The organism is Actinopolymorpha sp. NPDC004070, assembly GCF_040610475.1.
Lineage (GTDB): Bacteria > Actinomycetota > Actinomycetes > Propionibacteriales > Actinopolymorphaceae > Actinopolymorpha.
On sequence record NZ_JBEXMJ010000018.1, the window covers coordinates 65,861 to 91,308 of the forward strand.

Annotated in this window: 22 protein-coding genes; 11 read left to right on the plus strand and 11 right to left on the minus strand. The window is 71.6% G+C overall.

What is annotated here, in order from left to right; translation table 11 throughout:
* Window positions 1–23: 23 nt before the first annotated feature.
* From ABZV93_RS26590 to ABZV93_RS26610, 5 genes are read right to left on the minus strand one after another with little or no spacing between them, the layout of a single operon-like run.
* Window positions 24–953, minus strand: a complete 930-nt coding sequence (locus ABZV93_RS26590) for an ATP-binding cassette domain-containing protein (protein ID WP_354941255.1) — start codon at window positions 951–953, stop codon at window positions 24–26.
* A complete protein-coding gene (locus ABZV93_RS26595) occupies window positions 950–1,861 on the minus strand; it encodes an ABC transporter ATP-binding protein (protein ID WP_354941257.1) in 912 nt (303 codons plus the stop codon). Before ABZV93_RS26595 ends, ABZV93_RS26590 begins: the two co-directional genes overlap by 4 nt.
* Window positions 1,854–2,729 (minus strand): ABC transporter permease, encoded by an 876-nt coding sequence (locus ABZV93_RS26600; RefSeq protein ID WP_354941258.1) that lies wholly within the window; start codon window positions 2,727–2,729, stop codon window positions 1,854–1,856. The genes ABZV93_RS26595 and ABZV93_RS26600 overlap by 8 nt, the downstream gene beginning before the upstream one ends.
* Before the next feature lie 9 nt (window positions 2,730–2,738).
* Window positions 2,739–3,800, minus strand: a complete 1,062-nt coding sequence (locus ABZV93_RS26605; RefSeq protein WP_354941260.1) for an ABC transporter permease — start codon at window positions 3,798–3,800, stop codon at window positions 2,739–2,741.
* Window positions 3,797–5,644, minus strand: a complete 1,848-nt coding sequence (locus tag ABZV93_RS26610; RefSeq protein ID WP_354941262.1) for an ABC transporter substrate-binding protein — start codon at window positions 5,642–5,644, stop codon at window positions 3,797–3,799. The genes ABZV93_RS26605 and ABZV93_RS26610 overlap by 4 nt, the downstream gene beginning before the upstream one ends.
* A 341-nt stretch (window positions 5,645–5,985) precedes the next feature.
* On the opposite strand from ABZV93_RS26610, the gene ABZV93_RS26615 reads away from it, so the two are divergent.
* The gene (locus ABZV93_RS26615) at window positions 5,986–6,933 is read left to right on the plus strand and encodes a GAF and ANTAR domain-containing protein (protein ID WP_354941264.1); all 948 of its coding nucleotides are present in this window, start codon (window positions 5,986–5,988) and stop codon (window positions 6,931–6,933) included.
* Between the two features lie 22 nt (window positions 6,934–6,955).
* On the opposite strand, the gene ABZV93_RS26620 is transcribed toward ABZV93_RS26615, so the two are convergent.
* Window positions 6,956–7,636: a hypothetical protein gene (locus ABZV93_RS26620; RefSeq protein ID WP_354941266.1), complete on the minus strand. Its 681-nt coding sequence runs from the start codon at window positions 7,634–7,636 to the stop codon at window positions 6,956–6,958.
* A 198-nt stretch (window positions 7,637–7,834) separates the two neighbouring features.
* Window positions 7,835–8,521: a response regulator transcription factor gene (locus ABZV93_RS26625; protein WP_354941268.1), complete on the minus strand. Its 687-nt coding sequence runs from the start codon at window positions 8,519–8,521 to the stop codon at window positions 7,835–7,837.
* A 122-nt stretch (window positions 8,522–8,643) separates the two neighbouring features.
* Here ABZV93_RS26625 and ABZV93_RS26630 point away from each other — a divergent pair, with 122 nt between their 5' ends.
* From ABZV93_RS26630 to hpnH, 9 genes are all read left to right on the plus strand, one after another.
* Window positions 8,644–10,098: a HAMP domain-containing sensor histidine kinase gene (locus tag ABZV93_RS26630; protein WP_354941270.1), complete on the plus strand. Its 1,455-nt coding sequence runs from the start codon at window positions 8,644–8,646 to the stop codon at window positions 10,096–10,098.
* Window positions 10,095–11,648, plus strand: coding sequence for a murein biosynthesis integral membrane protein MurJ (gene murJ, locus ABZV93_RS26635; protein ID WP_354941323.1), 1,554 nt, complete (start codon window positions 10,095–10,097; stop codon window positions 11,646–11,648). The genes ABZV93_RS26630 and murJ overlap by 4 nt, the downstream gene beginning before the upstream one ends.
* 200 nt (window positions 11,649–11,848) lie before the next feature.
* Entirely contained in the window at window positions 11,849–12,778 is a 930-nt protein-coding gene (gene hpnC, locus ABZV93_RS26640) for a squalene synthase HpnC (RefSeq protein ID WP_354941272.1), read from the plus strand.
* A gap of 7 nt (window positions 12,779–12,785) precedes the next feature.
* Entirely contained in the window at window positions 12,786–13,733 is a 948-nt protein-coding gene (locus ABZV93_RS26645; RefSeq protein ID WP_354941274.1) for a squalene/phytoene synthase family protein, read from the plus strand.
* Complete coding sequence (hpnE, locus tag ABZV93_RS26650) at window positions 13,730–15,157, plus strand: hydroxysqualene dehydroxylase HpnE (protein ID WP_354941276.1); 1,428 nt, start codon at window positions 13,730–13,732, stop codon at window positions 15,155–15,157. The genes ABZV93_RS26645 and hpnE overlap by 4 nt, the downstream gene beginning before the upstream one ends.
* Window positions 15,154–16,179 carry a polyprenyl synthetase family protein gene (locus ABZV93_RS26655; protein ID WP_354941277.1) on the plus strand — a complete coding sequence of 342 codons (1,026 nt, stop codon included), beginning with the start codon at window positions 15,154–15,156 and terminating at the stop codon, window positions 16,177–16,179. Before hpnE ends, ABZV93_RS26655 begins: the two co-directional genes overlap by 4 nt.
* Window positions 16,179–18,107 carry a squalene--hopene cyclase gene (gene shc / locus ABZV93_RS26660; protein ID WP_354941279.1) on the plus strand — a complete coding sequence of 643 codons (1,929 nt, stop codon included), beginning with the start codon at window positions 16,179–16,181 and terminating at the stop codon, window positions 18,105–18,107. The genes ABZV93_RS26655 and shc overlap by 1 nt, the downstream gene beginning before the upstream one ends.
* On the plus strand, window positions 18,104–19,642 hold the full coding sequence (gene ispH, locus ABZV93_RS26665; RefSeq protein ID WP_354941281.1) for a 4-hydroxy-3-methylbut-2-enyl diphosphate reductase: 1,539 nt from the start codon (window positions 18,104–18,106) through the stop codon (window positions 19,640–19,642). Before shc ends, ispH begins: the two co-directional genes overlap by 4 nt.
* The gene (hpnH, locus tag ABZV93_RS26670) at window positions 19,639–20,646 is read left to right on the plus strand and encodes an adenosyl-hopene transferase HpnH (RefSeq protein ID WP_354941283.1); all 1,008 of its coding nucleotides are present in this window, start codon (window positions 19,639–19,641) and stop codon (window positions 20,644–20,646) included. Before ispH ends, hpnH begins: the two co-directional genes overlap by 4 nt.
* 18 nt (window positions 20,647–20,664) lie before the next feature.
* Here the strand turns inward: hpnH and ABZV93_RS26675 are convergent, their stop codons facing one another.
* From ABZV93_RS26675 to ABZV93_RS26685, 3 genes are all read right to left on the minus strand, one after another.
* Entirely contained in the window at window positions 20,665–21,426 is a 762-nt protein-coding gene (locus ABZV93_RS26675) for an SDR family NAD(P)-dependent oxidoreductase (protein ID WP_354941285.1), read from the minus strand.
* Window positions 21,427–21,693, minus strand: coding sequence for a DUF6458 family protein (locus ABZV93_RS26680; RefSeq protein WP_092881943.1), 267 nt, complete (start codon window positions 21,691–21,693; stop codon window positions 21,427–21,429). It lies immediately after the preceding gene.
* A gap of 120 nt (window positions 21,694–21,813) precedes the next feature.
* Window positions 21,814–22,716, minus strand: coding sequence for an SDR family oxidoreductase (locus ABZV93_RS26685; RefSeq protein WP_354941288.1), 903 nt, complete (start codon window positions 22,714–22,716; stop codon window positions 21,814–21,816).
* A gap of 201 nt (window positions 22,717–22,917) precedes the next feature.
* Between ABZV93_RS26685 and ABZV93_RS26690 the strand changes: the two genes are divergently transcribed.
* Window positions 22,918–23,391: a DNA starvation/stationary phase protection protein gene (locus ABZV93_RS26690; RefSeq protein WP_354941290.1), complete on the plus strand. Its 474-nt coding sequence runs from the start codon at window positions 22,918–22,920 to the stop codon at window positions 23,389–23,391.
* 22 nt (window positions 23,392–23,413) lie between these two features.
* Here ABZV93_RS26690 and ABZV93_RS26695 read toward each other — a convergent pair whose 3' ends face one another.
* On the minus strand, window positions 23,414–25,324 hold the full coding sequence (locus ABZV93_RS26695; protein ID WP_354941292.1) for a DNA polymerase: 1,911 nt from the start codon (window positions 25,322–25,324) through the stop codon (window positions 23,414–23,416).
* Between the last annotated feature and the right edge of the window lie 124 nt (window positions 25,325–25,448).

The following is a 25,448-nucleotide window of genomic DNA, read 5'->3' on the forward strand; positions in this document are numbered from 1 at the left end:
ACCTCAGAACACATCGGCTCGCCTCAGGGCACCCGCGCCTCGAGCGCCTGGTCGCCGGGCGGAAGCTCCGGATCGGCCTCCTCGCGTTCGGCCTGGTCCACGTCGATCCGGTCGGTCCAGCGGGCGTCGGGGTCCGGTTGTGGGACCGATGCCAGCAGCAGCTGGGTGTACGGGTGCTTCGGTGTGTGCATGACCTCGGCCACCGGGCCCTGCTCCACCACCCGCCCCTTGGTGATCACCATGACGTCGCCGCCGACGTAGTAGACGGTGGACAGGTCGTGGGTGATGAACAACGTCGTCATGCCGTAGTCGCGCTGGAAGTCGACCAGGATGTCCAGGAACAGCTTGCGTACCTGCGCGTCCAGCATGGACACGGGTTCGTCGGCGATGATGAACGCCGGCCGCAGCATGTGCACCCGGGCCAGCATGACCCGCTGGCGCTGGCCGCCGGACAGCTGGTGCGGGTAACGCCCGAGCACCTGGCCGGGGTCGAGCTTCACCGCCCGCAGCGACTCCTCCATCAGGTCGCCGGCCTGCTCCTTCGACCGGGCCAGGCCGAACTTCTTGATCGCGCTGCGCAGCACACGGTCGACCCGGTAGACGGGGTTGAAGATCGCGTACGGATCCTGGAAGACCGGCTGCACGTTGCGCCGGTAGTCGTCGTACTCCGCCCGGGACAGCTTGGAGATGTCCTTGCCGCCGTAGGTCACCGAGCCGGAGGTGGGTGCCTGCAGGCCGAGGATGATCCGGGCGATGGTGCTCTTGCCGCTGCCGCTCTGCCCCACCAGGCTGACGATCTGCGGCGGTTCGGAGCGCAGCGCGAACGACGTCTCGTGGACGGCGGTGAGGAACCCGGTTGCCGAGCCGCGGGCGTGGAAGCGCTGCACCACCTGCCGCAGCTCGATGTCCTTGCCTCGCCCGTCCCTGCCCCGCGTGTCCTGCGCCTGGCTCACCGCAGCTCACTCTCCTTCTGCGCCCGGCCGGGCTGCTGGTGCCGCCAGGGCGCGTCCCCGATCCTCGGGATCGACTCGATCAGGCTGCGGGTGTAGGGATGCTGGGGCTGCTTGAAGACCTGGCGTACGTCACCCACCTCGACCACCCGGCCCTCGTACATCACCGCCACCCGGTCGACGAGCTGCGCGTGCACCCCCATGTCGTGGGAGATCACCACCAGCGTGACACCGAACTGGTCGCGCAGGTCGCCCAGGCTCTGCAGGATGACCCGCTGGATGGTGACGTCCAGCGCGGTGGTGGGTTCGTCGGCCACCACCAGGTCGGGTTCGAGGGCGATGGACATCGCCATCAGCACCCGCTGCTTCATGCCGCCGGACAGCTCGTGCGGGTACATCCGGGCCACGCCGGGATCCAGGCCCATCGAGCGCAGCAGCCGCGGGATCATCTCGTCGATCTCGCCGCGACGCTGCCCGGCGTGTTCGAGGATGACGTCCTTGAACTGGTCGCCCACCCGCATCACCGGGTTCATGGAGTTCATCGAACCCTGCGGGAGGTACGACAGCGCCCGCCAGCGCAGTGCCCGTAGCCGGCGTTCGTCCACCCTGAGCAGGTCGACCGGCGGCCCCTCGCTGGGATGGAAGGCGATCTCCCCGCCCGCGACGTAGCCCGGCGGGCGGAGGAGCCGCAGCAGGGACACCGCCATCGTGCTCTTGCCGCTGCCGGACTCACCGGCGATGCCGAGAATCTCGCCGCGGCGCACGGTGAGGTCCACGCCGTCGACGGCGGCGACGTCGCCCCCGGTGGTGCGGTAGTGGACCTTCAGCCCCTTGATCTCCAGCACCGGCCGCTGCTCGGCGGCGCCCGGCGAAGGAGGCGAGGCGGGTTCGGTCGCGCTGGCCCTAGGCACCGGCGACTCCTCTCAGTCGCGGGTTGTAGACCTCTTCCAACCCGATGTTGCAGAGGTTCAGCGCGGCGAACAGCAAGGTGAGCAACAGGATCGGCGCGACGAACATCGGCCACGCGCCGAGGGTCAGCGCACCGGTCCCGATCGCGGAGAAGATGATCTTCCCGAGGTCGATGGTCTCGCCCGGCCCGAGCCCGATCACCTCAAGGCCGACCAGGGCGAAGATCGCACCCAGCGCGGACGAGGCGAAGCCGACCCCGATGTAGGGAAGCATGTTGGGCAACAGCTCGTAGGCGATGATCTCCAGGTCGCGGAACTTCGTCACCTTGGCGAGTTCGACGTAGGGCCGCGCCCGCAGACTCAGCACGTGCGCGCGGATCGTCCGGGCCGCGAACGGCCAGCTGAACACCGCCAGCATCAGCGCCACCTGCGTGATGCCGACGTTCTTGGTGTACGCCGACAACGCGATCAGCAGCGGGAAGCTCGGCACCACCAGCACCATGTCGGTGAACGTCGACAGCACTCCGTCGACCGCTCCGCCCTTGTACCCCGCGATGAACGCCATGAAGACGCCCGCGATGGTGGAGATCACCCCCGCGATCGCGCCGACCTTCAGCGACACCGCCAGGGCGCCGATCGTCATCGCGAACACGTCCCGGCCGAACTGGTCGGTGCCGAGCAAGTGGGCAGGCGAGGGCACCTGCCATTTCTCGTATGCCGCGATCGCCACCGGGTCCTGCCCGCCACCGACGGCCGTGGCGATCAGCGGACTCGCCACCGCGGTGAGGATCAGCAGCAGGAGCAGCGCCAGGCCGGTCGTCAACTTCCAGTTGCTGGTCAGCACGCGCCCCGTGCCTCGTACGAATTTCATGCCCACTCCCTAACGCCAGTACTTGACCCGCGGATCCAGCAGCGGGAGCAGGAGGTCGAGGATGAGGTTGGCGGTGAGGACCGCGAAGATCGCCAGGTTGGTGACGCCCAGGATCGTGTTGAAGTCGAGGATCTGGATGGCGTTCACCAGCGTCGCGCCCAGTCCCGGGTAGTTGAACAGCTGCTCCACGAGAACGTTGCCGTTGAAGATGAAGCCCAGCGAGATCCCGAACGCGGTCACCTGCGGCAGGTAGCAGTTGCGCAGCGCGTACTTCGTGAGGATCCTGCGCGGCCGCAGCCCCTTCGCCTGGGCGTAGGTGAGGTAGTCCTCGCCGAGCACCGGCACCATCAGCATCCGGGTCGACAGCAGCCAGCTGAACACCCCGATCACCACGATCGACAGGCTGGGCAGTAGGCCGTACTTCAGCAGGCTGAGGACGAACTCCGGCGAGATGCCCGGGGTCAGCCGGGCGTTGTACGCCGAACGCGCCGGCAGCCAGGCCAGCTGGTAGGCGAAGATGAACGTCAGGATCAGCGCCAGGAAGTAGTACGGCACGTGCGACAGCGCGATCGCCAGGTTGGTCACCAGGTCGGCACCGGCCTTGCCGCGCCGCCAGCCGGCGAGCGCGCCCACCAGCAGGCCGAGCACCCAGGCCAGCACCGCCGACAGTCCGAGCAGTCCGACCGTCCACGGCAGCGCCCGCATGATGACGTCCTGCGCCGGGGTCGGGTAGTTGATCAGCGACGGTCCGAGGTCCTGCTGGAACAGCACGCGGTACATGTAGTGCAGGTACTGCGAGAAGAGGTTGCCGTCCAGGCCGAACTCCGAGCGGTAGCGCTCGATCACCGCCGCGCTGGCCTGGGCGTTGTAGACGTAGTTCTGCTGCAGGGTCTGGATGAACGTCTGGATCGGGTCGCCCGGGATCAGCCGGAAGAAGAAGAACGCGACCGTCACCGCGCCCCACAGCTCCACGAGATAGAGGCCGAACCTGCGGACGGCGTAGCTCGCGAGCGGGTGCGCGGCGAGCCAGGAGCGCATCCGTCCCGGCACGACCGCGACCTCCGAGCTCACTTCTTCCCCGTCGGCTGGAGCTTTCCGATCACGAACATGAACTGGCCCCACCAGTTGTTCGGGACCTGGTAGAGGTCGTCACCGGTCGGCCAGCCCTTCCAGTACGTCGTGTTGTAGTACGACGGGTAGGCGGTCTGGATGACCGGGATCACCGGGAGCCGCTTGTAGTACTCCGCGAGCGCCTGTTCCATCAGCGGCTTGGCCTCCGCGCTGTCGGGGTTCATCTCCGCCAGCTTCTGCGACAGTTCGTCCAGCTTGGGGTCGTTCAGCCGCACCTCGTTGCGACCGACCGAGTTGACGCCGATCTTCTTGGCGTACTTGCCCTGCAGGCCGACGTAGAGCTGGTTGGGGTCCCAGGAGACGCTGCACACCCACTGCGAGGAGATGTCGAACTGGCCGCGCTCGAACTTCTCGCTGTGCACCGAACCGCTGTAGCTGCGGATGTTGGCGGTGACGCCGAGCTTCTTCAGTTCGCCGACGATCAGCTGGCCGATGACGAACTCCGCGCCGTCGACGCCGGAGGGTGTGATGACCTCGATGGTGGCCGGCTTGCCCTTCCACATCCGCTTGCCGCCGGCACCCTTCTTGGCGCCCATTTCGTCCAGCAGCTTGGCGGCCTTGGCCGGGTCGTACTCCATCTTGTACTCACCGGCGACGGAGGCGACCTCCCACTTGTCGTTGCCGTCGTAGTCGGCCCAGGGGTACTGCGCGGTCGGCGTCTTCACCGGCCACACCGTCGAGCCGACCTTCTTCCGGTCGATGACGTAGGAGATCACCCAGTGCATGCGCGGGTCGCCGATGATGCCGCGGGCCGGGTCGCAGTTCAGCCACAGCGCACGCGGGCACGGGTCGTGGAACGGTGTGGTGACGAGGTTCGGGTAGCCCTGGCTGCGCAGCGACTTCGCATGCTGCTCGTCCAGCGACCCGACGTCGAACTCCGCCCGCTTGAACGCCTGGCTGGCGGCGTCCTGGGACTGCGCGGTCGACTGGAAGATGACGTACTGCACCTTCGGGTAGAACTTGTCCTTGTTCCAGTAGTTCGGGTTCAGCTTCCAGACGAACATCTTCTGGCTGGCGATCGCCTTGTCCAGCACGTACGGCGCGGTGCGGATGGGCGGGTTGTCGCGGAACTTCGTCGGGTCCTTGTCGGCCCAGATGTGCTTGGGCAGGACGTCGAACCCACTGGCGATCGTGCAGATGAAGCCGTAGTGCAGCCGCGGGTTCGGCTTGGACAGCTCCATGACCGCGGTGTGCGGGTCGGGGGTGGTGACGTCCTTGACGAAGTCCTTGAGGTCACCACCGCCACCGAGCAGCTCGGCGTTGTCGCGCATCAGCAGGACGGTGAACTTGAAGTCCTCGGAGGTGAACGGCTTGTCGTCGCTCCACTTCGCCTTCGGGTCGAACTTGAAGGTGAGCGAGGTGAAGTCCTTGTTGTACTCGTAGCCGGTCGCCAGCCACGGGATCAGCTCACCGGTCGGCAGGTTGAGGTAGAAGAGGTACTCCCGCCCCACGGTGTCGAAGCCGTTGCCGGCCGCGTTGCCGTTCGGGATCCGCAGGTTGAAGCTGTTGAAGACCTGGTAGTCGACCTGGCCGATGACAAGGGTCTTGTTCCGCGGCGTCGGGATGTTCGCCTTGCCCACCGCGGGCTCGTCGTCGGCGCCCTCGGGCTTCTTGCCGTTGCCGGAGTAGCTGCCGCCACTGCTGGAACACCCGCTGAGGAAGCCGCCGCCGAACAACAGCGCGGCACCGGCGCCGAGGCCGGCCTTCAGCGCGCCGCGCCGGTTCATGAGCTGATAGCTCAACACCTCTTCGACGTTCTCGAACTTGCGGTCCGACGACTCCATCGGGGCACCTCCATGCTTCGCCGAACGGTGGGCACAGTGCGTCGGCGCCAGACATCAGGGCACACCGATGTACGCCCGCGAGGGGCGTGCAAGAAGAACGGAACGTAACTGAGGGGCGACTCGGCACTGCGTGACGCCGCCCAAGTAAATTCCTGCCGACAGAGGGAGTCAACAGCTCGCGCACCGTCTGTGGTTGCCAGATCTGGACCTGTGTTCAAGTTTCGAACCCAGGCGCCCGGGTAATCCCCGGAGACCGGGGCGACCAAGGTCGGCAACCCGAGAGGCAGACTCCGCAGACGCCGGGGACACTTACCGGTGAGCAGGCAAGGTGGGAGGTTGGCGTGTCGCGGGAACGACGCATCACCGAGGCGTTCGTCGAGTTGGCCGGAACCGCGGCGAGCCAGGACGGCAACGCCGACTTCCTACGGCTGTTCGCGCAACGCTGCGTCGACCTGATCGACGCGGCCGGCGCCACCGTAATGCTCGCCGACGAACACGGCCGGCTCGGTCTGGCCGCCACCTCCTCACCGGCCATTCGGCTCGCCGAGGTCACCGGCCTGCGCGTCGGCAGCGGACCGGGCCCGGAGGCCTACGCGCTCGGCCGCCCGGTGGCCTGTCCCGACCTGGACGCACCACCGGAACGCTGGCACGGTTTCGCCGTCGCCGCCCGCGCCGAGGGATACGCCTCCGCGCACGCGTGGCCCCTGCGCGATCGCGACGAGGTGCTCGGTGGGGTCGAGCTCTACCGCACCACCACCGGGCCGTACGACGAACCCGACGCCGAGCTCGCCGAGGCGCTGGCCCACGTCGCCGCGATCAGCCTGCTCCGCGAACGCCGGCAACAGCGCGCCGACGTGCTCACCCAGCAACTCCAGCAGGCGCTCGACAGCCGGCTGGTCATCGAACAGGCCAAGGGCGTGCTGGCCGAGCGCCGCAGTCTCGGCATCGACCAGGCGTTCGTCCTGTTGCGCGGTCACGCCCGCCGGCACCAGATGCGGCTGGCGACCCTTGCCGGGCAGGTCCTCGACGGCACCGCGGACGGCAGCCTCCTCGGCCGGCCCGACCAGCGCTCGGGCGGGAGGGGGCCGGCGCACCCCGAGCCCGCACGCACGGCCGGGAGGTCGCCCGGCGGCCGGCCCCAGCCGCAGCCGCCGCGCACGCAGCCGGGCCGACCCGGACCCGCCGACCTGGCGAGGATGAGTCCTCGCCGCCCGGGTGGCCGGCCACCTGCCGGCCAGCCAACTCCCGGGCAGCCGCGCCCCGGACAGCCGCGTCCGGACCGTCCCTGACTCCGCCGGCGGTTTGCGAGCGTCAGCTCGGCCGGACCACCGCGAACGGCGTACCCGTCAGGCGCTGCCGCAAGGGGTTGTCGGCCAGGGCGGCGGCCAGGGTCGGGGCCGGCAGCGAGCGCGGCGAGACCGCACGCACCGAGCCGCCGAAGTCGTTGATGTCGACGATGGCGACGCCGACGCCGAGCCGCTGTTCGAGGTCGGCGCACAACCGCGCCGCTCGCTCGGGCTCGAACGGCGGGAACAGCAGGTGCTCGTACGGCGGGCGTCCCCCGTCGAGGTCACGGGCCAGGTCCCCGGCGATGCGGTAGAAGGTCCCCTTCACCCCGAACGCCCGCCCGACCGCACCACCGGCCGCGGCGGCGTAGATGCGGAGCCGTCCGGTCTTTCGCAGGACGTACGCCATCTTCTCCGGCACCGACAGCCCGCGAGAGCCGGGGCGGGGCCGGACGAACGACGCGAGCAGCCGGGCCTCGCGTCCGACCCGCACGTCGGCGGTCGGCACGGTGCCGCCCTCGAGCAGCAGGGCGACCTTCTCGCTGATCGCCACGGTGTCGCCGGGTTCCAGGTCCAGAAGGTGCTCCGACAAGACCTCGGCGAGGTCGTCGGTCTCCATCAGCCAGCGGGTCCGCACCGGCTGACGCAGGAACGACTGCCCGTCCACGGTGATCTTCGACCAGGTGTGTGGCGCGGAAACCGACATAACTCTCCCCGTCCAGCATCATTGTGTCGCCAGGCAAAGCCAGTCTGAACGCGAGGCGACGCGCCGTTGACGGAAATGAAATCCTTCTAATCTGTCCGGTCGTTCGGGAATCTGTGTGGCACATTCAGTTGGGTCGGGCACAACAGGTCGATTTCCCGGCCGTTCGCGATGTGCCGACGAGATCGGCCGGCGTTCCGGTCAGCCGTGGGAGCCGACCGCGACGTTCTCGCCGACGAGCCGGTATCCCTGACCGCGCACCGTCTGGATGCGGTCCGAACCCAGCTTGCGGCGGAGGTACCGCACATAGACGTCGACCACGTTGGAGCCGGGGTCGAAGTCGTATCCCCAGACGTGGGACAGCAGCTGTTTGCGGGACAGCACCTGTCCGGGATGACGGAGAAACATTTCCGCGAGCAGGAATTCGCGGGTGGTCAGGTCGACCGCCCGGTCACCGACGACGGCCCGCCGGGTGCGCAGGTCCAGCGAGAACTCCCCGTGGCGTACCACCGTGACCGGAGGGCGCGGGACCGCGTTCAGGCGAAGGCGAATCCGGGCCAGCAGCTCCTCGAACCGGAACGGTTTGCTCATGTAGTCGTCGGCCCCGCCCTGCAGCCCCGCCACGGTGTCGGCGACCGAGGTGCGCGCGGTCAGAATCACCACGGGAATGGCGTTACGAGACTCCCGCAGACGCCTGAGCACGGTGAATCCGTCCTTGCCCGGCAGACCGAGGTCGAGCACCATCAGGTCGTATTCGCCGGTCTGGGCCTGGCGCAGCGCGGAATCCCCGTCGGTGACGATGGTGGTGTCCAGCCCGTTTCCCCGCAGGCCCTTCTCGATCAGCGACGAGATGCCCTGCTCGTCCTCGGCGATGAGGATGTGGGTCATCACCGGACTCCTTCCGACTCGTTGGGTCGCACTAGTGGCGGCCATAACTGCGATTCCCCCGCCAAATGAGTCGTAACTTCGGATAATGAGGCGGACCGAATCGAGGACAACTGGGGCAATAGGTGGCTGTGAGCACGGGCGGGTATTCACCGCACCAGTCGGTGCGTGTGCCGCGGGCAGCACGGATCCGCGTTCTCGGTTGGCTGGTGGCGTTGTGCGCCGTGGTGATGGCCGCCGCCGGTGGTGCCGTGATGGCGATCGAACACGACCGGACGACCACCGAAGTCGACGCCGAACTGATTCGGGATGTCCGTCAACTCGCGAATACGGCGTCGATCCGGCTCGACCCCGGCAGCGGTCAGGTTGCCGTACCCGACCGTCGGGACTTCTCGGTGGCGTTCGCCGCCCATCCACCGCGACCTGACGAGGCGTACTTCGGCTTCGTCGACGGCCGGCTGCTCGCCCGGTCGGCCGGAAGCGACCTGTCCGGCCGCGCCGCGTTCGGCCCTGCCCTGTCCGCCGCCCGGGCCTTCGACGGTCCGGTTTCCGGAGGGGTGGCGGCCGCGAACGACCTGCGCCTGTACAGCACGGCCCTCCCGGGCACCGGTGACCACCACGCCACGCTGGTGGTGGCCCGGGACACCTCGCGGCTGGAAGCAGGCCTCTACGCGGAGTTCCGGACGTACGCCCTCATCGCTTCGGGCGGCCTGGTCCTGCTGGCCCTGGTCGGCTTCGCTGCCACCGGCCGGACACTCTCCCGTCTGCGGTTGCCGGTACGCCCCACCACGGGGCAGCCGCTCACGTTCGCGCCGCTCACCCTGCACCGGCAGGTCCTCGACGACGCCGGCCACGAGCTGCGGACGCCGATCACCATCATGCGCGGGCACCTCGAACTCCTGAACCCGAACGACCGGGCCGAGGTCGCCGCCACCCGCGACCTGGTGCTGGACGAACTCGACCGGATGGCCCGGCTCGTGGACGACCTGGCGACCCTGGCCACCGCCGACCGGCCGGACTTCCTGCGGCCCGCTCCGGTGAACGTCGGCGTGCTGGTGAAGGAGATCGCCGAGAAGGCCCGCACCCTCGGCCACCGCGACTGGGTGGTGGAGGCCAGCACCGACGCCACCGTGGTCGCCGACGCCCAGCGGCTGACCCAGGCGCTGCTGCAACTCGCCGACAACGCCGTACGCCACACCGCCGAGGGCGACACCATCGCCCTCGGATCGGGTGTCGACGAGAGCATCCGGATGGCCAGGCTGTGGGTTCGTGACACCGGTCCGGGAGTGAGCGAGGCCGACCAGGAACGCATCTTCGGCCGGTTCGAACGCGCTGCGGAGGAGGAGCCGGGCTCTGGTTCGGGGCTGGGGCTCGCGATCGTCGCCGCGATCGCCAAGGCGCACGACGGCCGGGTCGTGCTGTACTCCACGCCCGGCGCCGGTTCGACGTTCACGGTGCTGATCCCGCTGGTGGGCAGCGGGACCGAGCAGGCTCGCCACCGCTCCGTCGAACGTGAGCCCGCGCTCACCGGTGACGCCGACAGTGAGCCCGCCGCCGGTCACGTACGGGTAGTCCGCTGAGCGGGGGCAGGCGGGCCGCCGTCGTCCGCTCCTCCGCACTCCTCGTCGGGCTCACCGCCGTCAGCCAGGTGCTCGGCTTCGCCCGGGACGCGGTGATGGCCGCGGTGTTCGGTGCGGACGCAGCCGTCGACGCGTTCCTCGTCTCCCAAGGCGTGATGAACGTCGTGCTGGGCCTGGTCTCCGGCGCGATGGCGAGGTCGCTGGTGCCGCCGGTGGCGCGGGCCGTCGACGAGAACCGCCCGAAGGAAGGGCGGCGCACTGTCCAGGTCACCTTGACAGTGACGATGGCGGTCCTGCTGGTGGCGTCCGCGGTGATGTTCGTCCTCGCCGACCCGGTGGTGGACGTGCTGGCACCGGGCTTCGACCCGCACACCGAGCAGTTGGCCGTCACCATGACCCGCGTCGTCCTGGTGGCGACGGTGTTCGTCTCCGGCACGAACCTGCTGGCCGGTGCCGCCCAGGCACACGGCCGGTTCTTCTGGGCCGGCGTGCAGGGCGTGCCGTTCAACCTGGTGATGATCGCCGCGATGGTCGCCTTCGGCGGGAGGTACGGCGTGGTCGCGCTGGCCGGGGGTTTCGTCGTCGGGTCGGCCGCGCGGTTCGCTGTCCAGCTTCCGGCGGTGCGCGGCATCGGCCTGCGGCTGCGGCCCTCCTGGCGCGTCCGTGATCCGGGTTTCCGGGAGATGATGCGGATGGTGCCGCCGCTGCTGGTGGGCAGCGCCATCGTCAACGTCAACACCACGGTCGACCGCGCGGTCGGCTCGGCCCAGGGCCCCGGCACGATCTCCTCCCTCAGCTACGGCTGGCGGGTGGTCACGCTGGCCGAGGTCGTCCTGGTGACGGCGTTCGCCACCGCGTTGTTCCCCGCCTTCAGCGCACTCGGCCGGCCAGAGCGCCGCGGAGAGCTTCGCCGCGCGACCGGGAGAGTCCTCGGCGTGGTGCTCGTGGTGATCACCCCGGTGGTGGTGGTGCTCGTGGTGGGCGCCCGGCCGATCGTCGTGTTGCTGTTCGCCCGGGGCAGTTTCGACGAGCGGGCCGTCCACCTGACCACGCTGGCGGTGTCGACGTACGCGCTGGCACTGCTCGGCCTCGCGGTGCGCGAGGTGGTGGCCAGGGCGAGCCTCGCGGTCGGCGACAGCCGCGCACCGGTGCTCACCGCGCTGGGCGCGATGGGCGTGAACGTGGTGGGTGACCTGACGCTCGGCGTGCGGTACGGCGTGACCGGGCTGGCGGCGTCCACGTCGATGTCGGTGCTGCTGGCCGCCACCGTGCTCAGCGTGCTGACCGCCCGGCGTCACCGCGCTCTGGCGCTGGCACCGATGGCGCGCACCGTCCTCGCGGCGGGGGTGGCGGCGGCGGCCGCGGCCGCGGTGGGCTTCGCGGTGTCGCGCCGGCTGCCGGCCGAGGGTGCCCGGGACGCGGTGGTGTCCCTCGCGGTGACCGGCGCGTGTTGCCTGCTGACGTACGCCGTGGTGCTCGTGCTCACCCGGGTGTCCGCCCTGGCCGACGTGCGCGCCGCCCTGCGGGACCTGACCACCCGGCGCCGCTAGGTGGTGTCAAGGCGCCCTTGCGCAAGCTCACCTTGCGCACGAGGGACCTGCGGCGCACATCGCCTGCGGCGTTTTCTCCCCCGAATGTCGGCCCGCGCCCGCCGGCCCCCGCATAGGCTGATCCGGGTCAGCTGGTGACCGACCGAGATGCGCCCACTCGGTCGTCGGGGGCTGGGGGAGATAGTCCCGAGGAGCGCGTCATGTCCGACAGACCGGACGGCCTGCACGGCGCGGACGGGCCCGCGATGGCCCGGTTCGGGGTCGGCGGGGCCGGCAGTGCCGATGATCCGTCGGCGAAGGCGGCGGCGGAGAACTTCCCGGTCGCGCTGAAGGTGACGCCCGTACGCATCCGGCAGGATCTGGAGGCGGTCTACCGCTACACCCGGCACCTCCGCGACATCGGGGACGAGACGCCCGCCGACCGGTCGGCCGTACTCGACCGGTTAGCCGGCATCGAGGCCGACGTCCGCGCGCTCTACCACGGCGACCCGGTGAACGACCCTGTTGTGGCCGACCTCGCCTCGCTGGTGGCCCGGCAACGGGTGCCCGCCGATCCGCTGCTGCGGCTGGTCGAGGCCAACCGGCGCGACCAGCGGGTCCAGCGGTACGACACGTTCGCGGACCTGCTCGACCACTGCCACTACTCCGCGGACCCCGTGGGCGAACTCGTCCTGCTCGTCTTCGGCCGCGCCACCGCCGAACGCGTCCGCCGCTCGAACCAGATCTGTACGGCACTGCAACTGCTGGAGCACTGGCAGGACGTGGGCGAGGACTACCGACGGGACCGGATCTACCTGCCGCGGGAGGACCTGCGCGCGTTCTCCGTCGGCGAGGAGGAGCTCGGCCTGCCCCGGGCCGGCGAGGCGCTGCGGTCGCTGATCGCGTCCGAGACGGACCGGGCCCGAAACCTTCTGGAGGCGGGCGCGCCGCTCGTGGGCACGCTGTCGGGCTGGGCGCGGGTGAGCGTCGCGGGCTACGTCGCGGGTGGGCGGGCCACCTGCTCGGCCCTTCGCCGCGCCGGCTACGACCCGCTGCGCCGGGTGCCGCGGCCCACGTCACCGGTGATCGCCGGTGCCTGGCTGCGGAGCATGTTCGGTTCCCGGCGTACTCCGGCCGGTCGCCGGGGATGAGAGGGAGATGAACGTCGATCAGGCCTACCGCGAGTGTGCGGCGATCACCCGCCGGGAGGCACGGAACTTCTCCTACGGCATCGCGCTGCTCCCCGGGCCGAAGCGGCGCGCCCTGTCGGCGGTGTGCGCGATGGCACGCCGCGTCCACGACGTCAGCGACGGCGACCTGCCCGTGGCCGAGAAACTGCACCGGCTGGCGGTGGCGCGCGCCCAGGTCGAACGCCTGCTGGCGGAGGGAGCCGAGCCCGGCGGCCCAGCCGCGTCCGACCCGGTGGTGGTCGCGCTGGCCGACGCGGCGCGGCGGTTCCCGATCCGGCTGGACGCGCTGCTGGAGTTCCTCGACGGCTGCGAGGCCGACGTCCGGGGCGTGCGGTACAAGACGTTCGAGGACCTGGTGGGTTACTGCCGGCAGGTCGGCGGCTCGGTGGGCCGGCTCTGCCTCGGCGTGTTCGAGCCGCGGTCGTACGCCGAGGCGGAGCCGCTGGCCGACACCCTCGGCGTCGCGGTGCAGCTGACCTGCATCCTCCGCGACCTGTACGACGACCGGCTGCGCGGCCGGATCTACCTCCCGGCGGCCGACCTGGACGACTACGCCTGCACGCTCGAGCTACCGGAGGTCCGCGGCCCTCGCGCCGACGCGGCCAATGCCGCGGCCGGCGCCGACGACGCTCCCGGCGCGCCCGACGACGAGGGCCTGCTGGATCCGGACAGCTTCTCCGACCTGGTGCGGTTCGAGGCGAACCGCACGCGGGCGTGGTACGTCCGCGGCCTCACCCTGCTGCCGCTGCTGGACCGCCGCAGCCGGTCGTGCGTGGCGGCGATCGCGGGCGTCCACCTGGGGCTGCTGGACCGGATCAGCGCCGACCCCGACCTCGTACGCCACCAGCGCCTGGTCCCGCCGGCCGGAGCGAAGTTCGCGGCGGCGGCGCGGGCGCTGACCCGAGGTGAGGCATGACGTCGGTCGCGGTGGTCGGCGGCGGCCTGGCCGGAATCGCGGCCGCGGTCCGACTGGCCGACCGGGGTGCCCGGGTGACCCTGCTGGAGTCGCGCACCCACCTGGGCGGTGCGACGTACTCCCTGGACCGGCCCGCCGTCTCCGGCCGCTCCGGTCTGGTCGCCGACACTGGCCAGCACGTGTTCCTGCGCTGCTACCACGCCTACCGCGCCCTGCTGGAACGCCTCGACGTGGCCACGCTCGCGCCGGTGCAGGACCATCTGGCGATCCCGGTGCTGCGGCCGGGCACCCGGCTCGGCGAGCCGTCGGAGGGGCCGGCCTGGATCTACCGCACCCGGCGCGGTCCCGCGCCCCTGCACCTGGCCCGGTCGCTGGCGGCGTACAGGCCGCTGACGCCGCTGGAACGGCTCCGGGCCGGCACGGCCGCGGTCGCACTGCGCCGGGTCGACCCGGACGATCCGCACCGGGACACAGCGACGTTCGGTGAGTGGCTGCGCGAACGCCGGCAGTCCGGGCGGGCGATCGAACGCCTGTGGGGGCTGATCGCGGTCGCCGCGCTGAACCTCCCGCCGGACGAGGCGTCCCTCGCGCTGGCCGCCAAGGTGTTCCGCACCGCGTTCCTCGACCGGCCCGAGGCTGCCGACCTCGGCATCCCCGCGGTGTCCCTGCGGGAGTTGCACTCCCGGCCCGCGGCGCGACTGCTGGAACGCCTCGGTGTCGACGTACGCACCAACACGAAGGTGCTGGCCATCGATCCGGTCCCCGAACCCGCGTCCGGCCCGGCAGTGGACAGCCACCGGTTCGTCCTGCGCACGCGGACCGACGAGCTCACCACGGACGCGGTCGTGGTGGCCGTACCCCACCAGGCCGCCGCCCGGCTGGTGCCGCCCCGCGCGGTGCCCGACGAGGGGCGGGAACGCTGGGCCCGCCTGGGTTCCGCGCCCATCGTCAACGTCCACCTGCGCTACGACCGCCGGGTGACGGCGTTCCCGTACGCCGGCGCGCTGGACTCCCCCGTGCAGTGGGTCTTCGACCGTACGCGGGCCGCGGGCGTGGACCGCGGCCAGTACCTCGTGGTGTCGGTGTCGGCTGCGCACACCGAGGTCGGCACGACCACCGAGGAACTCCGCCGTACCTACGCCAACGCGGTGGACGAACTGCTGCCCGGCGCGCGCAGGGCCCGGGTGGTCGAGTCGTTCGTCACCCGCGAACCCCACGCGACGTTCCGCCAGGGCCCCGGCACGGCGGCGTTGCGTCCCCCCACCCACACCGGACTACCCGGGCTCACCCTCGCCGGCGCGTGGACCGCCACGGGGTGGCCGGACACCATGGAGAGCGCGGTACGCAGCGGCCTGCGGGCGGCGGACGCACTCTCCCTCACCAGGACCCGGACTCAGCGACCCCTTGGAGAGGCCCTGCCATGACGCTGCTCCCCACCGAACTCCGCATCGCCGAGACCCATCGGATGGTCGAGCCCGCCCTGCTCGCCGCACTCGACCGGCTCGACGCGGACACCCGGCGCGCCTGCGGCTACCACCTCGGCTTCTGGGACTCCGACGGCCAGTTCCCGGCCGAACCCACCACGCGCGGCAAGGGCCTGCGGTCGATCCTCGCGGTGCTGTCCGCGCAGGCGGCGCAGGCCCCGCCCGAGGCCGGCATTCCGGCCGCGCTCGCCTGCGAACTCGTGCACAACTTCTCGCTGCTGCACGACGACGTGATCGACGGCGACACCGAACGCCGGCACCGGCCCACCGTCTGGGCACGGTTCGGCGTACCCGACGCGATCCTCGCCGGCGACGCGCTGCTGTCGCTGGCCAACGAGGTGCTCGCCGAGGCCGACTCGGTGCACGTCCACGTGGCCGTACGCCGACTGGGCGAGACCGTGCGGCAGCTGATCGCGGGCCAGACCGCCGACATCGCGTTCGAGAAACGCGACGACGTGACACTTGCGGAGTGCACGAGCATGGCCGCGGACAAGACAGCCGCGCTGCTGGCGTGTTCGGCCTCGCTCGGTGCCGTGCTCGCGGGCGCGCCGGCCACCCTGCTGGCGGCGCTGACGACGTTCGGGCGGCACGTGGGCATGGCGTTCCAGCTCACCGACGACCTGCTCGGGATCTGGGGCGACCCGGTGCGCACGGGCAAGCCGGTGTTGTCGGACCTGCGGGCGCGGAAGAAGTCCGTTCCGGTGGTCGCCGCGCTCACCGCGCCGACGATGGCAGCGGAGGAGTTGCGCGACCTCTACCGCCGGCCCGACCCGCTGGACGAGGCCGAGCTCGCCCGGGCCGCGTCACTGGTCGAGCAGGCCGGTGGCCGCGGCTGGACCGAGGACGAGGCGGACCGCCAGCTCGCCGCCGGCATCCGGGCGCTGGCCTCGGCCGACCTGCCGGACCTGGTGCGCGACGACCTGACCCGGGTCGCCGGTCGGCTGCGCGGACGGAGCACCTGATGGCCGACCTGTCCACGCACGTGAAGGACCCGAACGCCGACGACGACGCGTGGGCGCACGCCGCACTGGACCGGGCCGTCGAGCACCTGCTGGACCTGCAGGACCCGGCCGGCTGGTGGAAGGGCGAGCTGGAGACCAACGTCACGATGGACGCCGAGGACCTGCTGATGCGGCAGTTCCTCGGCGTACGCACAGACGAACAGACCGCGCAGTCCGCCGTGTGGATCCGAAGCCAGCAACGCGACGACGGCTCATGGGCGAACTTCCGGTTCGGCCCGGGCGACGTGTCCACCTCGGTGGAGGCCTACGTCGCGCTCCGCCTCGCCGGTGACGACCCCGACGACCAGCACCTGAAGCAGGCCCGTCAATTCATCCTTGACAACGGCGGCATCGAGGGCACGAGGGTGTTCACCAGGATCTGGCTGTCGTTGTTCGGCCAGTGGAGCTGGGACGACGTGCCGGCGCTGCCGCCGGAGATCGTGCTCGCGCCCCGGTGGGTGCCGTTCAACATCTACGACTGGGGCTGCTGGGCACGCCAGACCCTGGTGCCGCTCACCATCCTCGGCGCGCTCCGTCCGAACCGCCCGCTCGGGGTGAGCGTCGACGAGCTGCGCGCCGGCACGCCCGCACCACCACCGGATCCGGCGACCACCTGGCGGGGTGCGTTCGCCCGGCTGGACCGGGTCCTGCATCGCTACGAACGCCGGCCGGTCAGGTCCGTGCGCAAGCTGGCCTTGCGCTGGGCCGCGGAGTGGGTCGTCGCCCGGCAGGAGAAGGACGGCTGCTGGGGCGGCATCCAGCCGCCGTGGGTCTACTCACTCATGGCGCTGCACGCGATCGGCTACCCGGTCGACCATCCGGTGCTGGCCGCCGGCCTCGCCGGCTGGGAGCGCTTCACCATCCGTGAGGACACCCCGGCCGGCACCATACGCAGGATCGAGGCGTGCCAGTCACCGGTGTGGGACACGGCGCTCGCCCTGGTGGCGCTCGGCGACGCGGGCGTGGCCCCCGAGGCCGGCCCGATGGTGCGGGCGCGCGACTGGCTGCTGGAGGAGGAGATCACCGTACGCGGCGACTGGGCGGTGCGGCGGCCGCGTACGCCCGCCGGCGGCTGGGCGTTCGAGTTCGACAACGACGGCTACCCCGACACCGACGACACCGCCGAGGTGGTGCTCGGCCTGCGCCGGACCGCCGAGTCGCCGCGCGTGGAAGAAGCGGTACGCCGGGCCCGGATCTGGTTGCGCGGCATGCAGTGCCGGGACGGCGGATGGGGCGCGTTCGACGCCGACAACACCCGCGAACTCGCCTACCAGTTGCCGTTCTGCGACTTCGGGGCGGTCATCGACCCGCCCAGCGCCGACGTCACCGCGCACGTGGTGGAGATGTTCGCCCACGAGGGGCACGCCGACGACCCGGAGGTGCAGCGGGCGGTGCGCTGGCTGCTCGACGCGCAGGAACGGGACGGGTCGTGGTTCGGCCGGTGGGGCGCCAACCACGTGTACGGCACCGGCGCGGTCCTGCCGGCGCTGGTGGCCGCCGGGCTGTCCCCGCATCACCGCGCCGTCGTCCGCGGCGCGAACTGGCTGACCGCGCACCAGAACGCCGACGGCGGCTGGGGGGAGGACCTGCGCTCCTACGCCGACCCGTCGTGGGTGGGCAAGGGCACGTCGACGGCGTCGCAGACCGCGTGGGCGCTGCTGGCGCTGGAGGCGGCCGGGCTGCGCGACTCCCCTGCCGTGCGTGCCGGGATCGCCTGGCTGGTGGCCACCCAACGCCCCGACGGTAGCTGGGACGAGCCGCAGTTCACCGGAACCGGGTTCCCCGGCGACTTCTACATCAACTACCACCTGTACCGGTTGGTGTTCCCGGTCACCGCGCTCGGCCGGCTGCTCCTCCCGGCGCACCACGACGCACAGGACCTGGCATGAGGGGAGCTGGGATGCCGGCGGAGTTCGTCCTGTGTGCACCGACCCGGCTTGAGGCGGCCGCGGTGCGGCGCGGCCTGGCCGGCCGGCCCACTTCGCCACCGGTGTTGCGTACCGGCATGGGCCGGCGACACGCCGAGCGCTCCGCCCACCTGCTCGCGGACACCGGCCGGTCGCCGTCGGGCGTGCTGGTGACCGGGGTGGCCGGCGCGCTCGACCCCGGTCTCGCGCCCGGTGACGTGGTGGTGGCCACGGAAGTACGCGCGGGCGAGCGCACCGTCGAATGCCCGAGCGCGCCGCTGCTGGCCGCCCGGCTGGCCCGGCTCGGCCTGACCGTGCACACCGGGCCGGTGGTGAGCCGGGACCAGCTGGTCAGCGGCGCCGCTCGCGTCGCGCTCCGCGACACCGGCGCGCTCGCCGTCGACCTGGAGTCCGGCTGGCTCGCGGCCGGCCTGCCCTCCTCGACCGCGACCGCCTGCGTGCGAGTGGTTGCCGACCCGGCCACCGGCCCGTTGTGGCGGCCGGTCACGCTCGCCCACCTGGCGACCTCCGTGCGCGTCCTCACCACCGTCGCGCCCGCGCTGGCCGACTGGGGCGCGGTGACCGGGGCGCGGACGGTTCTGCTTCCCCACCCCCGTTCGTTCTGCGCCGGCGTGGAACGCGCCATCGACATCGTCGAACGGGTCCTCGCCCAGCGCAGCGGCCCGGTCTACGTCCGCAAGCAGATCGTGCACAACTCCCACGTCGTCGCGAGGCTGGAAGGTCTCGGTGCGGTGTTCGTGGAGGATCTGGACGAGGTGCCCGCGGGCGCCACCGTCGTCTTCTCCGCGCACGGTGTGTCCCCCGCCGTACGCCAGGAGGCCGCCGCCCGTGGCCTCGGCGTCGTGGACGCCACCTGTCCCCTGGTGGCGAAGGTGCACAGCGAGGCCCGCAGGTTCGCCGACCGCGGCGACACCGTGCTGTTCATCGGGCACGACGGCCACGAGGAGACCGAGGGCACGGTGGGCGAACGCCCCGGGAGCACGGTGCTGGTGGAGGACCTCGCCGGCGCCGCCCGCGTGCGGGTGCCCGATCCCGGCCGGGTGTCCTACCTCGTGCAGACCACGCTCGGGGTGGACGAGGTGGCCGAGATCGTCGACGTCCTGCACGACCGCTTCCCCGCCCTGCAGGGACCGGCGTCGGACGACATCTGCTATGCCACGACCAACCGCCAGCACGCCCTGCGGTCGGTGGCCCGGCAGGCCGACCTGGTCCTCGTCGTCGGCTCGCGGAACTCCTCCAACGCCACCCGGCTGGTCGAGCTCGCCCGCCGCCTGGGCACCCCGGCCCACCTGGTCGACGACCCGGGCGGCATCGACCTGGCCTGGCTCCCCGGTGCGGCGACGGTCGCCGTCACCGCGGGCGCCTCCACGCCTGCGTCACTGGTCGAGGCGACCGTCGACGCACTGCGCGGTCTCGGCCCGGTGGACGTGCGCGAGCACGTCGTCACCACCGAGGACATCGAGTTCACCCTGCCGAAGGAGGTGCGCAACCCATGACCATGCCGATGAGGCAGAGCCTGCGAATCGGGCGATACCTGCTGACCCAGCGACTGCGCGGCCGGGAGAAGTTTCCCCTGCTGGTCGAACTCGAGCCGTTGTTCGCCTGCAACCTGCAGTGCGCGGGCTGCGGCAAGATCCAGCACCCGGCCGACGAGCTGCGCCGCCGGATGCCGGTCGAGCAGGCCGTGGCCGCGATGGAGGAGTGCGGCGCGCCGATGGTCTCCATCGCCGGCGGCGAACCGTTCATGCACCCCGAGATCGACAAGCTCGTCAACGAACTGGTGAAGCGGAAGATCTACGTCTTCCTGTGCACCAACGCGTTGCTGGTCCGCAAGTGGTGGGACCGCTTCGACTTCACGCCCTCGCGCTACTTCGCGTTCGCCGTGCACATCGACGGCCTGCGCGAACGCCACGACGCGTCGGTGGACCACGAGGGCGGGTTCGACGAGGCGGTCGCGGCGGTGAGGTTCCTGCAGGCACAGGGATTCCGGGTCACCACGAACACGACGTTCTTCACCAACGACAGCCCACAGAACGTCATCGACGTGCTGGACTTCCTCAACGACGACCTGCACGTGGACGAGATGATGGTCTCGCCCGCGTACGCGTACGAGAAGGCGCCCGACCAGGACCACTTCCTCGGCGTCACCCAGACCAGGGAACTGTTCCGCAAGGCGTTCGCGAACGGCAACCGCGGGCGCTGGCGGCTCAACCACTCACCGCTGTTCCTGGACTTCCTCGAGGGCAAGGTGGATTTCCCCTGTACCGCCTGGGGAATCCCGTCGTACTCGCTGTTCGGGTGGCAGCGGCCGTGCTACCTGATGAGCGACGGGTACGCCTCGACATACAAGGAACTGGTCGAGGAGACCGACTGGGACAGCTACGGCCGGGGCCGGGACCCGCGGTGCGCGAACTGCATGGCGCACTGTGGGTACGAGCCGACGGCGGTGCTGGCCACGATGGGTTCGCTGCGCCAGTCGCTGCGGGCGATCGCCGGGTGACAAGCGTCGATTGACAGGTCAGCCGTCGCCGCCCCAGCGCTCGGACAGCCGGTGGTAGGTCGTCGGCGCCAGTGAGCGCACGGCCACCGGAAACCGCAGCCAGGCGGGTACGACGACCTCCGCCTGGTCGCGTTCGACGGCCCGCACGAGCGCGGCCGCCACCCGCTCCGGTGGGATCGGCCGCGGGAAACGCCGGGCGTAGGGTGCGCCGCGCCGGAGGAAGAAGTCGGTGTCCACCACGCCCGGCACCACCGTGCTCACCCCGATTCCCGCACCGGCGACCTCGGCCCGCAGGCTGGCCGCGAACACGTGCAAGCCCGCCTTGACAGCGGCGTACGCGGACTCACCGGCAACTCCGAGCACCGCCGCGATGGAGGAGACGAAGACCAGGTGCCCGAGGCCGCGTGCGGTCATCGCCGGCAGCACGGCGCGGGTGAGCAGCATCGGCGCGCGGAGGTTGACCGTGAGCAGCCGGTCCAGGTCGGCATCGTCCACCTCCGCCGCGGGGCCGACCGCTCCGACACCGGCATTGTTGACCAGCAGGTCGGGCGCCAGGTCGTGGTCGGCCAGCCGGGCCGCCAGGGTGGCGACGTCAGCCGGGTCGGCGAGGTCGGCGACCAGCACCTCCCCGCCGGTGGACCGGGCCACCTCGGCGAGCCGGTCGGCGTCCCGGCCGACCAGCAGCAACCGGCAGTCGGCGGCGGCCAGCCGCTCGGCCACGGCGCGCCCGATCCCGCCGGACGCGCCGGTCACCACCGCGAACCGCTGGTCGAGCCGCACTCACACCTCGGGCGGGACGTCGGTCTCGCGGTAGACGCGCCGCTCAGCAGTGGTCTGCCGGCCGTTCTCGATGACCTGCCGCTCGCTGATCGAGGCCGCACGGCGCCGCTTGTTCCACAGCGTCAGAGTGATGGCCAGGATGGTGGCGCCGGTCAGCATGAACACCCAGCCCACGACGTCCAGGCTCAACCAGTCCGGGTTGGCCCTCACGGCGAAGGCAAGGATCGCCCCGAACGCGATGAGAAAAATGCCCGCGCCGATACTCATGTCGGAACCTCCGTCGAACGTCGCGTACCCCCTCATTCAACTACTTTCCGGCGGCCGACTCCGGAACCCGCCCATCTTGGGCGCGTGCGGGATAGCCGGAGTCGGCCAGCGGGGGTACGGCTACGGCAGGCGGCCGCCGGTGACGCCGAGGATCTGCCCACTGATGTAGCTCGACTCCTGGGAGGCCAGGAACACGAACGCGGGCGCGAGTTCGGCCGGTTGGGCGGGCCGGCCCAGCGGTGCGTCCGAACCGAACGACGCCGCCTTCTCCGCGGACATCGACGCCGGGATGATCGGCGTCCACACCGGACCGGGCGCCACGGAGTTGACCCGGATGCCGCGCTCGGCGAGTTCCTCCGCGAGGCCCTTGGTGAACGTCACGATGGCGCCCTTGGTGGTGGCGTACGGCAGCAGCGCCGGCGTCGGCTGGTAGGCCTGGATGGAGGAGGTGTTGATGATCGCGCCGCCTGCGGGCATCGACGGCAGCACCGCCTGGGTGAGCCAGAACATCGCCAGAATGTTGGTGCGGAAGGTGTGCTCCAGCAGGTCCGACGGGATCTTGTCGAAGCTGTCGAAGCTCATCTGGTACGCCGCGTTGTTGACCAGGATGTCGACCCGGCCGAACTCCTTCACCACCTGGTCGGCCAGCCGGCGGCAGTTGCCCTCCTCGCTCAGGTCGGTGGCGAAGCGCAGCGCCTTGCGGCCGGCCTCCTCCACCACCCGGGCGGTCTCGGCCGCGTCGGACTCCTCGGCCTCGAGGTAGGCGATCGCCACGTCGGCACCCTCGCGGGCGAAGGCCAGGGCGACCGCCCGGCCGATGCCGGAGTCGCCCCCGGTGATCAGGGCCTTCTTGCCCTCCAGCCGGCCCAGCCCGCGGTAGGTGTCGTAGCCGTAGTCGGGCTTGGGCTCCATCTCCGAGTCCAGGCCGGGGTGCTCCTGGGTCTGCCCGGGGAACTGCGGGCGCGGGTGCTGGTGCTGCGGGTCCTGCTGGGCCGCCTGCTCTGGTTGGTCGCGCTGTGTCATGGATCTCCCAGCTCGTGTGCATCTGGTGGGCAGGCCCCGGTCGGCACCGAGGCCCGCTCGTGTGGGGGGCTTACCCCGTAAGTCCCCTCGTATCACGTACGGGAGTCGGCCTCCCGTCGCTTCCGTTTGCCTGCCGTCGGGCCCGGACGCAGGCTGGCAGTGGGGGTGCCTGTCGCGTACCGGAAACGTGAGGAGAGTTCCGTGGCACAGGGACAAGCCAAGATCACCAGTGAGGTCCCGGGGAAGGACGTCGCCAAGGTCCTGCAGCCGGTCCTGGTCGACCTCGTGGGGCTGGCCCAGAACGGCAAGCAGCTGCACTGGCACGTGCGGGGCCGCTACTTCCTGCCCGTCCACGAGCGGCTGGACGTCGTGATCGACGACGCCCGCGAGTTTGCCGACACCGTCGCCGAGCGCCTGGTCGCGCTGGACGTACCGGTCGACGGCCGGCCGGCGACGGTGGCGACCACCACCAACCTGCCGGAGGTGGCGCCGGGGTTCACCAGCGACGACAAGGTCGTCGGCGCCATCGTCGACCAGCTCGACGCCACGATCGCGCGGGCACGTACGGCGATGGAGGCGCTGGAGGAGACGGACCAGGTGAGCCAGGACATCGTGATCGAGGCCCTGCGGGCGCTGGAGAAGCACCGCTGGATGTTCGCCGCGCAGCTCGGCTGAGACATCTCGCCTCGGCCGGTGTTCACTTAGCCTCCGACCAGCGGGCGACCACGCTGACGTCGGCGACGAACCGGACCGAGCTGCCCGCGGCCCAGAACGCCGCGGTCGACTCCAGGGCGCTGGTCAGCAGCGCGGTCGCGGCGGCGGCGTGCTCGGCGGGCACGTGCAAGAGCAGCTCGTCGTGCAGGCACAACACGATCGCGCCCCCGAACGGGCGCAGGCCGGTGCGCACCGCCGCCGCCCACGCCTTGAAGAACTCCGCCGCCGCGCCCTGGACGACGGCGTTCCGGGCGAACCTGCCGTGACCGTGACGCCGGGCCCGGTCCTCCGCCGGACGCGAACCCGGTGGGGCGTCCGCCGCGCGCGGGTCCGCCGCGTCGCCGTCGTCACCGCTGTCGCTCGCGTCGGCCTCCCCCGGGCGGAGCCGGATCAGCCGGCCGCCGTGGGTACGAATGTCCCGGCCGACCAGGCCGGCCTCCTCCGCCGCCCGGAGGTAGCCGATCGCCCGCGGGTAGGCGCGCTCCATTCGCCGCAGGGCCGCGCCGGCCGTGCCGGAGGTCTGGCCGTACATCGCGGCGAGGACGGCGACCTTCGCGGTGGGCCGGTCACAGTGCAGCTGCGCGGCGACCGGGGCGTACAGGTCGTCGGCGCGCGCGGCCCGGGCCAGCGCGGCGTCGCCGGAGACCACGGCCAGCACCCGCGGCTCGATCTGGCCCAGGTCGGCGCGGACCAGCACGTGACCCGGCTCGGCGGCGACCGCGACCCGCAACCCGGCCGGGAGGTTGTGCAGCCCGGCGCCGGCGGTCATCCTCCCGGCCGCGCCGTCGGAGGCCGCCCACACCCCGCGCAACCGGCCGTCGGCGCCGACGTGCCGGTCGAGCCAGCCGTAGCCGTAGGTCGTGGCGATGCGTTCGGCCTTGCGCCAGTCGAGGAACGCGGCCACGCCCGGATGGGAGTCGCGGAAGGGCTCCAGTCGCCAGGACCGGGTGTCAGGAAAGTTGAACCCGACCCGGGCCAGCAGCTCGCGTACCTGCAGGGGGTTGCGCAGGTCGACGCGTACTCCGCCCTCCTCACCGGAACCGGAACGGAAGAGGCCGACCACCGCGGCGTCCCGCCTGGCCCGGGCCGCCACCTCGGCGGCGGGAGTGGCCAATCGGGGTCCGACGAAGCCGGAGATGTACTGCTCGGCCGCCCGGCGGTCGAGGGGAAGCCCGTCGTGCTCCAGCTCCACCGCCAGCAGCGCGGCCGCGGACTCGGCGTAGGCGGTGAGGACGGCCAGCGGCAGCGCCAGCGGAGTGGCCCGGGGATCGGGTAGTGCACGCAGGCCGGCGTCCTGGGCGGCCCGGACCCGCAGGGCGAGCGCGGCCCACCTGGCCGCGCGGTCGAGGACGCCGTCGGCGGCGGGACCGGTCACGGGGTCGGCGAGCCAGTCCTGACCGGCCAGGTCGGGCCGCAGCTGGCCGTCGGGGGCGAAGAAGTCCGCGGACTCGGCGTCGGCCCCGGCGCCGGAGCCCGGACCAGTACCGGAGCCGGCGTGGATGGCGGGCTCGGACCAGTCGAGGAGGGTCACCTCCCGCCGGGGCGGCGGGGGCTCGGGCAGACCGGTGGCGGCGGCCCACACCGCGGCCGGATCGTCGCGGCGGCCGCCGTGCAGCACCCGGTGGCCGGCGGCGAGGTCCCAGCAGGCACGGACCCGGACGTCCGCGGCGAGGAGCTCACCGGCGGTCGTACGGGCATCCCACCAGACCCACCTCGGCCGCAGCTCCCGGTCGAGCTCGGCGACCAGCCCGGCCGGATCCGCGCAGGGGACGGCCCACCGGTGACCGTCGACGGCGAGCCCGACACCGAGGCCACGCACCACGACCAGAGCGAGGCATCGACCGGGCGTGGACCCCAGCAGGCGGCCAAGCTCGGCGGTCGACCACGGCTCCATGCTGATCATCCTGCCCGCGGCCACCGACAGTCCCGTCGGGCACTCCCCGCGATCACCTCGGCTCCGTCGCCGTCCAGGGTCCAAGGTGTTCGACCGGACCGGAATTCGCCGCAGATTTTCCCCC

Bases quoted from the DNA above. Each gene is read 5' to 3' on its own strand.
- ABZV93_RS26600 (WP_354941258.1), bottom strand. From the start codon at position 2,729: ATGAAATTCGTACGAGGCACGGGGCGCGTGCTGACCAGCAACTGGAAG.
- ABZV93_RS26610 (WP_354941262.1), bottom strand. From the start codon at position 5,644: ATGGAGTCGTCGGACCGCAAGTTCGAGAACGTCGAAGAGGTGTTGAGC.
- ABZV93_RS26620 (WP_354941266.1), bottom strand. From the start codon at position 7,636: ATGTCGGTTTCCGCGCCACACACCTGGTCGAAGATCACCGTGGACGGG.
- ABZV93_RS26625 (WP_354941268.1), bottom strand. From the start codon at position 8,521: ATGACCCACATCCTCATCGCCGAGGACGAGCAGGGCATCTCGTCGCTG.
- hpnC (WP_354941272.1), top strand. From the start codon at position 11,849: ATGTCCGACAGACCGGACGGCCTGCACGGCGCGGACGGGCCCGCGATG.
- ABZV93_RS26645 (WP_354941274.1), top strand. From the start codon at position 12,786: ATGAACGTCGATCAGGCCTACCGCGAGTGTGCGGCGATCACCCGCCGG.
- hpnE (WP_354941276.1), top strand. From the start codon at position 13,730: ATGACGTCGGTCGCGGTGGTCGGCGGCGGCCTGGCCGGAATCGCGGCC.
- ABZV93_RS26655 (WP_354941277.1), top strand. From the start codon at position 15,154: ATGACGCTGCTCCCCACCGAACTCCGCATCGCCGAGACCCATCGGATG.
- shc (WP_354941279.1), top strand. From the start codon at position 16,179: ATGGCCGACCTGTCCACGCACGTGAAGGACCCGAACGCCGACGACGAC.
- ispH (WP_354941281.1), top strand. From the start codon at position 18,104: ATGAGGGGAGCTGGGATGCCGGCGGAGTTCGTCCTGTGTGCACCGACC.
- hpnH (WP_354941283.1), top strand. From the start codon at position 19,639: ATGACCATGCCGATGAGGCAGAGCCTGCGAATCGGGCGATACCTGCTG.
- ABZV93_RS26680 (WP_092881943.1), bottom strand. From the start codon at position 21,693: ATGAGTATCGGCGCGGGCATTTTTCTCATCGCGTTCGGGGCGATCCTT.
- ABZV93_RS26685 (WP_354941288.1), bottom strand. From the start codon at position 22,716: ATGACACAGCGCGACCAACCAGAGCAGGCGGCCCAGCAGGACCCGCAG.
- ABZV93_RS26695 (WP_354941292.1), bottom strand. From the start codon at position 25,324: ATGGAGCCGTGGTCGACCGCCGAGCTTGGCCGCCTGCTGGGGTCCACG.